This window comes from Streptomyces pluripotens (assembly GCF_000802245.2).
In the GTDB taxonomy this organism is placed as follows: domain Bacteria; phylum Actinomycetota; class Actinomycetes; order Streptomycetales; family Streptomycetaceae; genus Streptomyces; species Streptomyces pluripotens.
This window is the reverse complement of record NZ_CP021080.1, coordinates 347,321-360,759: the sequence shown is the minus strand read 5'-3', so window position 1 is coordinate 360,759 and position 13,439 is coordinate 347,321. Positions and strand designations below refer to the sequence as shown.

Below are 13,439 nucleotides of genomic sequence, written 5' to 3'. Positions count from 1 at the left end.
CCCGGCGTTCAGCATTCCCACATCCGCTCTCCCGGCACAGGTCACGCGTACGCCAACCGGCATCGGAAGAACAGGAGCGGCGGGCCGCACACACCAGCCCGCCGTACCTGTCGCCGTACCGGCCCGTGACCAGGAGAGAGCCATGACCGGCGTTTCCACCCTCGACCGTCCCCCGCAGCCCGCGGCCCCCACCCGCTACACCGTCACCCTCGCCCGCGACGAGGCCGACGTGCGTGCCGCCCAGCGGCTGCGGCACGACGTCTTCGCCGGGGAGATGGGGGCCCTGCTGACCACCCCGCAGCCGGGCCTCGACGTCGACGCCTTCGACGCCTACTGCGACCACCTGCTCGTCCACGAAACCCGGACCGGGCAGGTGGTCGGCACCTACCGGCTGCTGCCGCCGGAGCGGGCAGCCGTCGCCGGACGGCTGTACTCGGAGAGCGAGTTCGAACTGGGCGCGCTGGACGCGATCCGGCCCGGCCTGGTGGAGGTCGGTCGCTCGTGCGTACACCCCGACCACCGCGACGGCGCGGTCATCGGCCTCATCTGGGCGGGCATAGCCCGCTACATGGTCGACCGGGGGCACGAGTGGCTGGCCGGCTGCTGTTCCGTACCGCTCGCCGACGGCGGGGCGCTGGCCACCGCGACCTGGGCGCGAGTGCGCACCAGGCACCTGGCGCCCGAGGAATACCGGGTGCGGCCACTGCTGCCGTGGCTGCCGGAGATTGCCGCGCCGACCGGGCACCGCGAGCTTCCCGCACTGCTGCGCGGCTATCTGCGCCTGGGCGCGTGGGTGTGCGGCGAGCCTGCGCACGATCCGGACTTCGGGGTCGCGGACCTGTACGTCCTGCTGCCGATGCGCCGGATCAACCCGCGCTACCTGCGGCACTTCCTCTCCCTCGTGCCGGCCTGATGAGCGTCTGGCTGCCCACCGCGCCCTGCACCCCGGGCGCCTGCGTGGAACAGGCCAGGACGACCGCGGCCGTACCGCGCGCAGTGGTGCGGCTGGCCGCGGTCACGGCCCTGGTGCTGGCCGGAATCGTGCTGTCTCCGCTCGGCGGGCGGATACCAGCAGAGTGGGTCAGGCGGTGGTGCCGGATGATCGTGCGGTCTGTCGGGGTCCGGGTCCGCATCACCGGCACCGTCGCGCCGGACGGGGGGATGCTGCTGGTCGCCAACCACGTCTCCTGGCTGGACATCCCGCTGCTGGCTGCCGTACGGCCCGCCAGGATGCTCGCCAAGACCGAGATCGGGCAGTGGCCGGTGGCGGGCGCGCTGGCCGCCCGCGGCGGGACCCTGTTCATCGAGCGGGACCGGCTGCGTGCCCTGCCCGGCACGGTCGCCCGGATCGCCGGTGCTCTGCGCGAGGGAGCGGCGGTGGCCGCCTTCCCCGAAGGCAGCACCTGGTGCGGTCGGGCCCACGGTCGCTTCCGTCGGGCCGTCTTCCAGGCCGCGCTGGACGCGGGCGTGCCCGTACAGCCGGTCCGGCTGCGCTACCGGCAGCAGGGCGGCGGGCCCGGCACCGTGGCGGCGTTCGTCGGTGAGGACACCCTGCTGGCGTCCCTCTGGCGGGTGGCCCGTACCCGCTTGCTGGTTGCCGAGGTGGAGGTGCGGTCGGTGATACCACCGGGCACCCACGCCGACCGTCGCTCCCTTGCCCGTGCGGCCCAGCCGGCTGCCCCGGAGCCCGCCTGGACCCACGCGGCGCTGGTCGGGGACGGTTCGGCGGCCCCGCCGCGGGCCGCAAGCCGGGCTCAGGCCACGATGCGTGCCAGGTAGGGTGCCGTGGCGCTGCCCGCCGCCCGGGCCACCCGCTCCGGTGGCCCGGCCGCCACGATGCGGCCGCCCCGGTCACCGCCGCCCGGCCCGAGATCGATCACCCAGTCGGCGTCCGCGACCACCGTCATGTCGTGCTCGACCACCACGACCGTGTGCCCGGCGTCGACCAGGCCGTGCAGCCGGTCCATGAGTACCTCCACATCAGCCGGGTGCAGCCCGGTCGTCGGCTCGTCCAGCAGATAGAGGGTGTGGCCGCGGCGCCCGCGCTGCAACTCGCTCGCCAGCTTGATCCGCTGCGCCTCACCGCCGGACAGCTCCGTCGCGGGCTGGCCGAGCCGCACATAGCCGAGGCCCACGTCCAGCAGCGCGCCCAGGCTGCGGGCCACGGCCGGGGTGTCCGCGAAGAATTCCGCCGCCGCCTCCACCGTCAGGTCGAGTACCTGGGCGATGTTCCGCCCCCGGTACGTCACTTGGAGCGTCTCGGGGTTGTACCGGGCACCCCCGCAGTCCGGGCAGGGCGCGTACGTGCTCGGCAGGAACAGCAGCTCCACACTGACGAACCCCTCACCCTGGCAGGTCTCGCACCGCCCGCCCCCCGAGGGTCCACCCCCAGCCACGTTGAAGGAGAACCGCCCGACGCCGTACCCGCGCGAACGGGCCTCCCCGGTCGCGGCGAACACCTTGCGCACCACGTCGAACAGGCCGGTGTAGGTGGCCAGGTTGGAGCGCGGGGTGCGGCCGATGGGCTTCTGGTCCACCCGGACCAGCCGTCCGACCCCCGCCAGATCCTCCGTCACCTCGCCGATGAGCGTGGACTTGCCGGAACCGGAGACACCGGTCACAGCGGTGAGCACGCCGAGCGGGAACTCGGCCGTCACCGCCCGCAGATTGTGCCGGTTCACCGGCCCCACCTTCAGCCAGCCACGGGGTCCGCGGACGTCACGTGCCGGTCCCGGGGACTCGTCGAAGAGGTACGCGGCCGTCGCCGACTCCTCGACCGCGGCCAGCTCGGCCGGCGGCCCGCTGTACAGCACACGGCCGCCGTGCTCGCCGGCACCGGGACCGACGTCCACCAGCCAGTCGGCGCCGCGCACCACCTCCAGGTGGTGCTCCACCACGAACACCGAATTCCCGGCTGCCCGCAGCCGGGCCAGTACGGTCAGCAGCGCCTCGGTGTCCGCCGGGTGCAGTCCGGCGGACGGTTCGTCCAGCACGTAGACCACGCCGAACAGCCCCGAGCGCAACTGTGTGGCGAGCCGGAGCCGTTGTAGTTCGCCCGCCGACAGCGTGGGGGTGGCCCGATCGAGACTCAGATAGCCGAGGCCCAGCTCGGCCACCGGCGCGATCCGGGACGTGAGGTCCTCGGTGAGGACCCGGGCGGTCTCCGTCGTACCGTCGAGCTGTCCGGCGAGGTCGGTGAGCGGCAGCGCGGCCAGCTCGGCGATGTTCCGCCCGCCGAAGGTGACCGCCAGTGCCTCGGGCCGCAACCGGCTGCCCTTGCAGTCCGGGCAGGGCGTGCTGATCAGGAACCGTGCCGCCTTCGCCCGCAGCGTTTGGGACTTGGTATCGGAGAACGTCTTCATGACGTACCGGCGGGCGCTCATGTACGTGCCCTGGTAGGGCCGTTGGATCCGGTCCGCGTCCCGTACCGGATGGACGGTGACGACCGGCTGTTCGTCCGTGAACAGGATCCACTCCCGCTGCCCGGCCGGCAGTTCGCGCCAGGGCCGGTCCACGTCGTGTCCGAGCGCGTCGAGGATGTCGCGCAGGTTCTTGCCCTGCCATGCGCCCGGCCAGGCGGCGATGGCACCGTCGCGGATGGACCGCGAGGGGTCCGGAACCAGCAACTCCTCCGTCGTGCGGTGCACGTGCCCGAGACCGTGGCACCCGGGGCAGGCGCCGGCCGCCGTGTTCGGCGAGAACGCGTCCGAGTCGAGGCGTTCGGCGCCGGGCGGGTAGTGCCCGGCACGCGAGAACAGCATGCGCAGCGAGTTGGACAGATGGGTGACCGTACCCACCGATGAACGTGAGGAAGGAGCCGAACGGTGCTGTTGGAGGGAGACGGCGGGTGGCAGGCCGGTGATCCCGCCGACCCTGGGCGCCCCTACCTGGTGGATCAGCCGGCGCGCATACGGCGCGACCGACTCGAAGTAGCGTCGCTGTGCCTCGGCGTAGATCGTGCCGAAGGCCAGGGACGACTTCCCCGAGCCGGACACACCGGTGAACACGGCGAGTACGTCCCGCGGGATGTCCACGTCGACGCCCTTGAGGTTGTGCTCGCGCGCGCCGCGCACGCGGACGTACGTGTCATGGGGGCTGTGCATCGGGGGACACTCCGTACGGGCCGACCGGGAGGGGGACAAACTCCGCGATTCTAGACCGCCCCCGGTTCGTCAGGACTGCGGGGGTTGCTCCCGCCGGGTACCGAACGCGTCCCTCAGCCTGTCCTGTGCGGTGTCGACCTGGGACTGGTACGCGTTCCCGGTGCGCCGGTCGGTGGAGTCGCCGACCGCATCGATGCCCTTGTCGACCATCTCCTCATGGCCCTTGAGCATGCCCTTGATCTTGTCCATGAGGGACATGGCAGCCCTCCTCATCGCTTGAGGTTCGCCTTCCCAGGGTCACCGGCCCCTTCCCGGTTCGCACCTCGGGCCGTCAGCGGTCCAGCGCGAAGAGAGCGGTGGTCTGCAAGCCCGTAGGGTGACAGGGTGACGGACAGCAGCGGACGGCCCCTCGCCGTGTTCGACCTGGACAACACCCTGGCCGACACGGCCCACCGGCAGCACTTCCTCCGGGCGCGGCCACGTGACTGGGCTGCGTTCTTCGCTGCCGCGCCCGGGGATCCGCCCATGCCCGAGGGGGTGGCGCTTGTGGTGGACAGCGCCCGCGAGTGCGAGGTCGTGTACCTCACGGGTCGCCCCGAGTGCTGCCGCCGGGACACGCTGGAGTGGCTCGCCAGGCACGGGTTGCCCGGCGGACGCTTGTACATGCGGGGCAACGCCGATCGCAGGCCGGCGCGGTTCACCAAGCTGGAGATCCTGCGCCGACTCGCCCGCGACCGCGAGGTCCGGCTTTTCGTGGACGATGACGAACTGGTGTGCGGCGACGCGGAGCGTGCCGGGTTCACCGTCGTACGGGCCCGCTGGGCTGCGAAGTCGGCAGCGCTGGAAGCGGCGCAGGAGCGGGAGGGCCGGACCTGACGTCCTCCGGTGGGTCAGTCCCCGTCCTCGATGCGGAAGCCCACCTTCAGGCCGACCTGGTAGTGCTCGATCCGCCCGTCCTCGATCTGGCCGCGGACCTGGGTCACCTCGAACCAGTCCAGGTTGCGCAGGGTCTGGCCGGCGCGGGCGATGCCGTTGCGGATGGCCTGGTCGACGCCCTCGTGCGAGGTGCCGACGATCTCGGTGACCCGGTAGGTGTGGTTGGTCATGGGGATGTTCCTCTCCGCCCGGAGGCTGTTCGGCGTGCCGGTGCCTGCCCCGCGTCCGGCGTGACCGGCGAACCGGCCTGACGGGTGGGACCGACGAGACGCGCCGCATTCCACCGTGCCGCATCCGCGCTCGGACCGCACGGCGTCCAGGTAGGCCCCGTGGCAGCCCTTGACCCTCCGCGTTGGTCCATACCAAAATCCACCACACCCGTACGAGCATGCGTGCTCGTCCCCCCACGTCGGGCCCCCACCCCCTGTCCGCGCCACCCCCGTCAGACAGAACAGGACCCTTCGTGAGACGTCGCCTGCTCGCCCTCATCTGCATCACCGGTTCCCTCGTCAGTGCCTGCGGGATGCTTCCCAGCGCTCAGAAACGCGAGACCGTCACCGTGTGGCTGATGAAGGGCAGCGCCTCCAAGCAGTTCCTGGAGCGCTTCACCGAGGACTTCGAACGCACTCACAAGAACCTGCGGCTCGACATCCGCATCCAGGAATGGACCGGCATCGTCGAGAAGGTTCGCACGGCGCTCAAGGATGACTCCGGGAACGGCCCGGATGTCATCGAGGTCGGCAACACCCAGGTGCCGCTGTACGCGGACGGCGGCCGGCTGGTGGACCTCACGCTGGAATCGATGCGGGACTGGGGCATGGAGAAGTGGCTGCCCGGTCTCGCGCAGCCCGGCAAGGACGGCAACAGGCAGTACGGCATACCCTGGTACGGGGCCAACCGTGTGGTCATCTACCGCAAGGACCTGTTCGAGCAGGCCGGCATCACCCGTCCGCCGAAGAACCGCGACGAATGGCTCGCCGACACCGGGAAGCTCGATTCCGGCGGCACCCAAGGCATCTACCTCGCTGGACAGGACTGGTACACCCTCTCCGGCTTCATCTGGGACGAGGGCGGCGACCTGGCCCAGGAGAAGGACTACGAGTGGAAGGGCACTCTGGACACGCCGGCCGCCCTGCGCGGGATGGACTTCTACCGGCGGCTGCAGGCGCTGGGTGCGGGGCCGGTGGACGCCGATGAGGAACACCCGCCCCAGGCCGGGGTGTTCGCGGACGGCAAGGTGGCACAGATCGTCGCCGTACCCGGACTCGCCCGCTCGATCGTGCAGCAGAACCCGGATCTGAAGGGCAAACTCGGCTTCTTCCCGGTACCCGGCAAGACCGCAGCACGGCCCGGCACCGTGTTCACCGGCGGCTCCGACCTCGTCATCTCGCAGCACACCAAGGACCAGTTCGCCGCGACGGCCGTCGTCGGGGCGCTCACCGGCGCCAAATGGGACACCGAACTCGCCCGCACCATGAACTACGTGCCCAACAAGACCACGCTGGCCGGAGCGGTCGCGGGTGAGGAGGGGGTCGCCGCCATGGCCGCGGGCGCGGCTCACGGCCGGGCGACCCCCCACACCCCTCAATGGGCCGATGTCGAGGCCGACAACCCGATCAAGAAGTACATGACCCGGGTGCTCGACGGAGCGGACCCGCAGACCGAGGCGCGCCGCGCCTCGAAGAAGATCACCGAGGCGCTCGCTCCGGATCTGGGCTGACCCACCGCACTACCGCACTACCGCACTACGCTCAGCGACAGCGCAAACCGGCCCTGTGTGTCCGTCCACCAGTCAGTCAATGCCAGTCCGGCAGCAGCCAGTTCGGTGATGACTCGCTGCTTGTGGAATTTCGCGGACACTTCGGTGCGCAGTTCCTCGTCCGCTGCGAAGTGCACGGCGAGGTCCAGCGCCGGCACCTTCACCGTCTGCGCGGTGCGGGAACGCAGCCGCATCTCGATCCACTCCCGCTCCGCGTTCCACAGCGCCCGGTGGTCGAAGGCGTCCGGGTCGAAGTCGGCGCCGAGTTCGCGGTTGACGACGGTCAGCACGTTCTTGTTGAACGCGGCCGTCACCCCGGCCGCGTCGTCGTACGCCCGGACCAGGACGTCCTCGTCCTTGACCAGGTCCGTGCCGAGCAGCAGCCCGTCGCCCGGAGCGAGCAGGGTGCGCACGGAGGCGAGGAACGCGGCACGCTCGGCGGGCAGCAGATTGCCGATGGTGCCGCCGAGGAAGGCCAGCAGGCGGGGTCCGGGTGTCGCCGGCAGCGCGAGGGGTGCGGTGAAGTCGGCGATCACGGCGTGGACGTCCAGGCCCGGTAGGTCCGCGATGAGCGCCCGTCCGGCCTGCGTGAGGGCGCTCTCGCTGACGTCCACGGGGACATAGGAGGCGAGTGGAGTGAGCGCGTCGATCAGGTAGCGGGTCTTCTCCGAGGAGCCCGAGCCCAGTTCGACGAGGGTGCGGGCACCGCTGGCGGCGGCGATCTCGCCGGAACGGGTGGCGAGGATCTCTCGTTCGGCGCGAGTGGGGTAGTACTCGGGTAGTTCGGTGATCTGCTCGAACAGCTCACTGCCGCGCGCGTCGTAGAACCACTTGGGCGGCAGCCACTTGGGCATCTCGGTGAGGCCGTGCAGGACGTCTGCGCGCAGCGCGGCGTCCGTCGCGTCCTCGGGGAGGGTGCGGGTGACGTGCAGGGGACTCACGTACAGGGCTCCTTCGGGACGGCCGCTGAATCCTCCAGCGGGGCGAGCAGCACGCCGGCGCGGCTCGCGGTGAGCAGGGTGCGGTCGGGTACCTCCTGCCAGAGCGGATCGTCGTCGTACGGCTCGGAGGCGACGACCGTGCTCCGGCCGGGCTCGGTGCGGTACCACAGGGTGTCTCCCCAGGCGGTGGCAGTGATCGTGGTGCCATCCGTCAGCAGGAGGTTGAGGCGGGACGCGGGGGCGGACCGGACGAACCGGAGAACCGTTTCTCCGAGAGCCTGGACCGGTTCCTCGCCGGCTCGCAGCCGGTGCAGTACCAGCGCCCAGACGAACGCCGAGTCGTTCCCCGCCTGCAGTGACAGCAGGTCGACCGGGGGCAGCGCGGACACCAGTGAGGCAGCGGCGTCCGGCCATCCCGGGATGGCGCCGTTGTGGCTGAACAACCAGCGTCCGGCCGCGAACGGCGCTGCCGCCGCCTCGCCGTCCGCGCCCGCCAGCGTTGCGTCCCGGACGGCGGCCAGCACGGCACCGGAGCGCACCACCCGTGCCAGGTCGGCGAACGACAGGTCCGCCCAGATCGGCCCCGCCCGCCGGTAGCGCGCCGGTACGGGATCCCCGGGTGCGTACCAGCCCACCCCGAAACCATCGGCGTTGACGGTTCCGTAGCGCTGCCGCCGCGGTTCCCACGACTGGCGGAACAGGCTGTGTGGGGGCTCCATGAGGACTCGGCCGAGCGGCTTCTCGGGCCCCAGCCACGCCAGATGACGGCACATCAGTCCCTCTCCGAACGGGCGGTGCGGAACCCGGAGAAGATCTGCCGGCGGATCGGATAGTCCCAATTGCGGAACGTGCCCCGGCAGGCCACCGGGTCCACGGCGAACGAGCCGCCGCGCAGCACCTTGTACTCGGAGCCGAAGAACACGTCCGAATACTCCCGGTAAGGGAAGGCCCGGAACCCCGGATACGGCAGGAAATCACTCGCCGTCCACTCCCACACGTCACCGATCAGCTGGCGCACGCCCAGCGGAGACTCACCAGCCGGGTAGCTTCCGGAAGGCGCCGGCCGCAGGTGCTGCTGGCCCAGGTTGGCGTGCTCGGGCCCCGGGCCGGCGTCGCCCCACGGATAGCGGGCGGATCGCCCGGTGGTCGGATCGAACCGGGCCGCCTTCTCCCACTCCGCCTCAGTGGGCAGCCGGCGCCCGGCCCAGCGGGCGTAGGCATCGGCCTCGTACCAGCACACGTGCAGCACCGGCTCGTCGGCCGGGACCGGCTCCGTGACCCCGAAGTGGCGCCTGAGCCACTGGCCGCCCTCCTTGCGCCAGAACAGCGGGGCCGAGATGGCGTGCCGCCTGACGTGCGCCCAGCCCTTGGGTGACCACCAGCGCTCGGTGCCGTAACCACCGTCCTCGATGAACCCCTGGTACGCGGCGTTCGTCACGGGGGTCGTGTCGATCCAGAAGGGCGCCACCTTTCGTGGGTGCGCCGGGCGTTCGTTGTCCAGCGCCCACGGTTCCAAGGAGGTGCCCATCGTGAACGAACCGCCTGGTACGAGGACTTCGGCCGGACCAGTGAACAGCGGTGCTGGTTTCGGGTCCGGGGCGGTCAAGGCCTGCGGCCCCTTGCGCAGCTGATGGGTGATCAGCATCGTCTCATCATGCTGCTGTTCGTGCTGGGCGATCATTCCGAAGGCGAATCCGGCCTCGGTCAGCCGGGTGCTGTGGAAGTCTGCCGCCGCCAACAGGTCCAGGGCCCGGCCGCGTACCTCGGATGCGTACGTGCGGGCCTCGGCGGGCGCCAACAGCGGAAGCGAGGGCCGCTCGGCACGCGGATGCTCGAAGGCGTCGTAGAGGCTGTCGATCTCGGGCCGCATCGCCTCCCGGCCGCCGACCGCCCGCAGCAACCACAGTTCTTCCTGGTTGCCGATATGCGCGAGGTCCCACACCAGCGGGGACATCAGCGGGGAGTGCTGGGCGGTCAGGTCCGGCTCGTCGACGCAGGAGGTCAGCAGCGTGGTGCGGTCCCGGGCGGTGGCGAGTGAGGTCAGCGCGCGCTCGCGGAGGGCCTCGGTGTCCAGCTCGGTGCCGGCAGCAGTGCCGGATGCGGTGCCGGATGCGGTGCCGGCCGGGGCGGCGGTGTCCTCCTCAGGGGCCGTGGTGGGGGCCTTGGGGGCGCTCATGTGCGGATGTCCTTCCTGCCGCGGGCAACGGGGGTGCCCCCGGTGGTGGGGCCGGGCCGGGACGGGGAACGGTTCGTTGAGCGCACTCCGTCCAGCAGGTCGTCTGCGGGGCAGCGGCCCCGGACGACGTAGCGGTCCCGGTACGCCGCTACGGCGTCGGTGACTTCGCGGGTGGCCCCGAGCCGTGGTAATGCCCGCAGCGCCGCCGCGAAACAGGCGGTGGCGGCCTCGCGGACGTCCGGATCGGCGAGACCCCGGCGGGCCGCACCGGTCCACAGTGGATTGTGCGGGGCGGGGAGGTCCAGGGTCCGCTCGGCGAGCGGCTTCACACTCCGGTACGCCGCTTCGGTCGCCTCCGGATCGTCGAACAGTGCCGCCGTCACCGCGAGCGGCACGATCCAGCCGTCTTCGCCGGGCTGCGCGTCGATCATCCGTAGTTCCAGGTGGCCGCGCGGCCGGATCGGCGGGAACAGGGTGGTGAGGTGGTAGTCGAGGTCCGCCCGGGTCGGCGGCCGGGGCGACCGGGAACGGGCCCACTGCCGGAAGGTGAGCCCGTCGGGAACCACCCAGGGCCCGTGGTCCCGGCGCACGCACATCACCGGCGAGTCCAGCACGTGCCGTGCCCAGGCGGACCGGGGATCGCCGCCCAGCGGGGGAGCACCCGCGCGGCCGGCCCCAATCTGTGTCCACCTCAGCTGCCGGGTGGACATCCAGCCCGTGGGCTCCCGGCCGGCCAGCGGGGAGTTGGCGAACGCGGCAACCAGGACAGCGCCCAGCTGGTGGGCCAGCCACCAGCGTCGCCGGTGCCCGAAGACGCCGGATCCGTCGTGGCCGGCGTCCACGCACACCTGCACGGAGGCCGTGGCGCACATCATGTGGCGGCCGGCCGGACCGGTGCGGTCCAGGCACGTCTCCATGGCGTCGTAACGCGGCTCGCGCAGGAACCTGTGCGGCGTGTGCCAGGGATCGTGGCCGATGCCGACGAGCCCGAGGCCGTCCTCGGCGAGAACGGCACGGACGGACTCCAGATCGGCGGAGACCGTGCCCATGCATTCCATCAGCGAGGCGGCGGGCGGTGAGCTGAGCTCCAGTTGGCCGCCGGGTTCGACGGTGAGCGCCGATCCCAGGGGCACGGCCCGCAGGGCGGTGTAGGCCGCTTCGAGTCGTTCGGGTGTGACGGGGAGCTGCGGTTGGCGCAGCTCATGGACGAGCCATTCCAATTCGACGCCGAGGGTGCGCGGCGGTCCGGTCTTGAAGCAGATGCCCCTGACCAGGGCGTCGACCTCCGCTTCGGTGACGGCCGTATGGTGCTCAATACGGTCACCGCCACCGCTCTGTGTATCGGACATGTCGGGATCCTCCTGAGATTCCACCATGTCACCGGCCCATTGAGTGGTGGGCCGGCAGGCACTCGTCCTACCCAAGACCCTCACACCGATTCGCACAAGAGTGCCCTCCTGGACGTTCCGGATCGGTCACTTTCTGCTTCCCTGCGCGTTGCGGGTCGTTGCGGGGGCAGGAAACTCCGTTGCACCGCAGCACCAGCATCACCCAGGATTCCCGCATGAGCACGACGGGAGACCGCGCAGGCGCCGTCGCGGCGCCCACGGGGGTGGCGCCGTGAGCGCGCGCTTGCGCGGGATCGCTGCAGCGACGGAGAACATCGTGGCGGCGGGCCGTTACCTGGCCCCGGACGGTCGAGAGGTGTCGATCGCGGCGGCGATCGGGGCCGCCCGGGCAGGCACCCGGATGTTCGGGCCGGAGCCGGTGCGGCTGCCCGAGCCGTCGGCGCCCGGGGCCGATGTGGTCCTCACGTCCGGCACGGTCATTGAGGTCACCGCCGGCACGGTCATTGAGGTCACCGGCGAGAGCAGTCTGGAGGCGGCTCGCCGACTGAGCGGGGCACCCGTCGCCGCACTGAACTTCGCCTCGGCTCGAAATCCGGGCGGTGGCTACCTCAACGGCGCGCAGGCCCAGGAGGAAGCCTTGTGCCGGCCTCGGCCCTACACTCCTGCCTGCTGGGCGCTCGCGCCTTCTATGACCACCACCGTGCGGTCCGTGACCCGTTCTACACGGACCGGGTGGTCCATTCACCGGCCGTCCCGGTCTTCCGCGACGACCGGGGCCGACTACTCGCGGAGCCCTACCACGTGGGTTTCCTCACCGCCGCCGCCCCCAACGCGGGCGTCGTACGGCGTACCGCGCCGGAGCGTGTGGCAGAGCTGCCCGGGGCCCTGGTACGCCGGGCCGAACGGGTGCTGCAGACGGCCGCGCTGCACGGCTACCGCCGGCTGGTGTTGGGCGCGTGGGGCTGTGGGGTCTTCCGTAACGACCCGGCGCAGGTCGCGGACGCCTTCCGGAGACTGTTGGGGCCCGGCGGCCGGTTCGCCCGCTCTTTCGACCAGGTGGTCTTTGGCGTGCTGGACCGGACACCGGGAGCCGTGGTGAGGAAGGCGTTCCTGGAGGCGTTCGGCGAGCAGCGGGGGTAGCTCCCTGCCCGGCCGCCGAGGCCGGCGGGCCAACCGCCGCCGTCCCCGCCGTCCCGAACGTCGGGTCAGGTCCAGCCGTAGCGCTCGTGCAGCCTCCGGCGAACGAGGTCGAAGCGCATCCGGTCCAGCGCGCACGCCTCGCGTCGCATGCCCTCCTCGTGGAGCCGCAGCACACGGTCCACGTCCACCCACGAGTCCCGGCCAGAGCGGTCCCACGGTCCGCTGCCGATGGCGACCCACTCCCGGTCCCCGTCGTGCTGCTTGCTGGAGAGCTGTACGGCGAGGACGGTTCCGGCCGCCTCCCGGGCGACGACCAGCACCGGGCGGTCCTTGCCCCGGCCGTCGTTCTCCTCGAAGGGCACCCAGGTCCACACGATCTCCCCGGGGTCCGGGTCGCCGTCATGGGCTGGGGAGTACTCGGTGCGCACCCGGCCGACCTCGCGCGGGTCGGCCTCGACGGTGGCGTGCGGGCCCTGGCGGCCGGGGATGTTCTCTTCGATAAACGTGCTCACGGGGGCACCCTAGCGACCCGCTCGCTGGGCGCGAAGGGCGCCCGTCTTCCTGTCCCGCCCGGACTCCGGGCGAACCGCCCCGAGTCCGGGCCCGGTGCCGTGAACCAGACGCGGCGGAGAAGCCGCCACAGATCCTCGTGGCCAGTCCCGGAGTCAGACATCCAGACAGGGCCACGGCAATGGTCACTGGACCCCTTCCATCTTGCCTTTCTGTTGAGTCACCGGCTCCGGTGCGAGCGGCGGGTGGGTTCCTCGACCTGGTCGGCAGCCTGATCGCCCGACGGTGGTCGTCCGTCACCGCGCGATCTCGTTGTGCGTCAGCACCAGCAACGCTCATAGCGGCAGGGCCGCGTGACGGGCATTCATCGTGACCTCCGCCGAGGTCTGCCAGCATTGAGATTCGCGACGTCGTGCTCGACCGGTGCCCGTTCGCCGCTGTTCGGCCGGTTGGTCTCCTTTCCAAGGTGAAAAGGCCGCGATTCGACGCGTCCGCCCGGGACGTGTCCAAGCCCCCGGAACGGCA

12 protein-coding genes and 1 pseudogene are annotated in these 13,439 nt (G+C 71.4%); 5 read left to right on the top strand and 8 right to left on the bottom strand.

The window, feature by feature from the left end:
• Positions 1 to 142: 142 nt before the first annotated feature.
• Both LK06_RS01580 and LK06_RS01575 read left to right on the top strand, forming a co-directional pair.
• Positions 143 to 913 (top strand): GNAT family N-acetyltransferase, encoded by a 771-nt coding sequence (locus LK06_RS01580; RefSeq protein WP_039654559.1) that lies wholly within the window; start codon positions 143 to 145, stop codon positions 911 to 913.
• On the top strand, positions 913 to 1,779 hold the full coding sequence (locus tag LK06_RS01575) for a lysophospholipid acyltransferase family protein (protein ID WP_078858718.1): 867 nt from the start codon (positions 913 to 915) through the stop codon (positions 1,777 to 1,779). Before LK06_RS01580 ends, LK06_RS01575 begins: the two co-directional genes overlap by 1 nt.
• On the opposite strand, the gene LK06_RS01570 is transcribed toward LK06_RS01575, so the two are convergent.
• On the bottom strand, positions 1,755 to 4,103 hold the full coding sequence (locus LK06_RS01570; RefSeq protein WP_039654560.1) for an excinuclease ABC subunit UvrA: 2,349 nt from the start codon (positions 4,101 to 4,103) through the stop codon (positions 1,755 to 1,757). The genes LK06_RS01575 and LK06_RS01570 overlap by 25 nt on opposite strands.
• Before the next feature lie 69 nt (positions 4,104 to 4,172).
• Positions 4,173 to 4,361: an antitoxin gene (locus LK06_RS01565; RefSeq protein WP_039654561.1), complete on the bottom strand. Its 189-nt coding sequence runs from the start codon at positions 4,359 to 4,361 to the stop codon at positions 4,173 to 4,175.
• A 126-nt stretch (positions 4,362 to 4,487) separates the two neighbouring features.
• Here LK06_RS01565 and LK06_RS01560 point away from each other — a divergent pair, with 126 nt between their 5' ends.
• Positions 4,488 to 4,979 carry a phosphatase domain-containing protein gene (locus LK06_RS01560; protein ID WP_039654562.1) on the top strand — a complete coding sequence of 164 codons (492 nt, stop codon included), beginning with the start codon at positions 4,488 to 4,490 and terminating at the stop codon, positions 4,977 to 4,979.
• Between the two features lie 14 nt (positions 4,980 to 4,993).
• On the opposite strand, the gene LK06_RS01555 is transcribed toward LK06_RS01560, so the two are convergent.
• A complete protein-coding gene (locus LK06_RS01555) occupies positions 4,994 to 5,209 on the bottom strand; it encodes a dodecin (RefSeq protein ID WP_039654563.1) in 216 nt (71 codons plus the stop codon).
• A gap of 293 nt (positions 5,210 to 5,502) precedes the next feature.
• Between LK06_RS01555 and LK06_RS01550 the strand changes: the two genes are divergently transcribed.
• Positions 5,503 to 6,759 carry an extracellular solute-binding protein gene (locus LK06_RS01550; RefSeq protein WP_039654564.1) on the top strand — a complete coding sequence of 419 codons (1,257 nt, stop codon included), beginning with the start codon at positions 5,503 to 5,505 and terminating at the stop codon, positions 6,757 to 6,759.
• A 17-nt stretch (positions 6,760 to 6,776) separates the two neighbouring features.
• Here the strand turns inward: LK06_RS01550 and egtD are convergent, their stop codons facing one another.
• Genes egtD through egtA form a run of 4 tightly spaced genes read right to left on the bottom strand, consistent with a single transcriptional unit; the run spans position 6,777 to position 11,264 of the window.
• Positions 6,777 to 7,739: an L-histidine N(alpha)-methyltransferase gene (gene egtD / locus LK06_RS01545; RefSeq protein WP_039654565.1), complete on the bottom strand. Its 963-nt coding sequence runs from the start codon at positions 7,737 to 7,739 to the stop codon at positions 6,777 to 6,779.
• The gene (gene egtC, locus LK06_RS01540) at positions 7,736 to 8,512 is read right to left on the bottom strand and encodes an ergothioneine biosynthesis protein EgtC (protein WP_039654566.1); all 777 of its coding nucleotides are present in this window, start codon (positions 8,510 to 8,512) and stop codon (positions 7,736 to 7,738) included. Before egtC ends, egtD begins: the two co-directional genes overlap by 4 nt.
• Positions 8,512 to 9,915 (bottom strand): ergothioneine biosynthesis protein EgtB, encoded by a 1,404-nt coding sequence (gene egtB, locus LK06_RS01535; protein ID WP_234367327.1) that lies wholly within the window; start codon positions 9,913 to 9,915, stop codon positions 8,512 to 8,514. The genes egtC and egtB overlap by 1 nt, the downstream gene beginning before the upstream one ends.
• A complete protein-coding gene (gene egtA / locus LK06_RS01530) occupies positions 9,912 to 11,264 on the bottom strand; it encodes an ergothioneine biosynthesis glutamate--cysteine ligase EgtA (protein WP_039654567.1) in 1,353 nt (450 codons plus the stop codon). Before egtA ends, egtB begins: the two co-directional genes overlap by 4 nt.
• A 271-nt stretch (positions 11,265 to 11,535) precedes the next feature.
• On the opposite strand from egtA, the pseudogene LK06_RS01525 reads away from it, so the two are divergent.
• Positions 11,536 to 12,404 (top strand): annotated as a pseudogene (locus LK06_RS01525) (TIGR02452 family protein).
• 65 nt (positions 12,405 to 12,469) lie between these two features.
• On the opposite strand, the gene LK06_RS01520 reads toward LK06_RS01525, so the two are convergent.
• Positions 12,470 to 12,916: a type II toxin-antitoxin system PemK/MazF family toxin gene (locus LK06_RS01520; protein ID WP_039654569.1), complete on the bottom strand. Its 447-nt coding sequence runs from the start codon at positions 12,914 to 12,916 to the stop codon at positions 12,470 to 12,472.
• Positions 12,917 to 13,439 lie beyond the last annotated feature (523 nt).

Bases quoted from the DNA above. Each gene is read 5' to 3' on its own strand.
- egtC (WP_039654566.1), bottom strand. From the start codon at position 8,512: ATGTGCCGTCATCTGGCGTGGCTGGGGCCCGAGAAGCCGCTCGGCCGA.
- LK06_RS01580 (WP_039654559.1), top strand. From the start codon at position 143: ATGACCGGCGTTTCCACCCTCGACCGTCCCCCGCAGCCCGCGGCCCCC.
- LK06_RS01565 (WP_039654561.1), bottom strand. From the start codon at position 4,361: ATGTCCCTCATGGACAAGATCAAGGGCATGCTCAAGGGCCATGAGGAG.
- egtA (WP_039654567.1), bottom strand. From the start codon at position 11,264: ATGTCCGATACACAGAGCGGTGGCGGTGACCGTATTGAGCACCATACG.
- LK06_RS01575 (WP_078858718.1), top strand. From the start codon at position 913: ATGAGCGTCTGGCTGCCCACCGCGCCCTGCACCCCGGGCGCCTGCGTG.
- egtB (WP_234367327.1), bottom strand. From the start codon at position 9,915: ATGAGCGCCCCCAAGGCCCCCACCACGGCCCCTGAGGAGGACACCGCC.
- LK06_RS01570 (WP_039654560.1), bottom strand. From the start codon at position 4,103: ATGCACAGCCCCCATGACACGTACGTCCGCGTGCGCGGCGCGCGCGAG.
- LK06_RS01555 (WP_039654563.1), bottom strand. From the start codon at position 5,209: ATGACCAACCACACCTACCGGGTCACCGAGATCGTCGGCACCTCGCAC.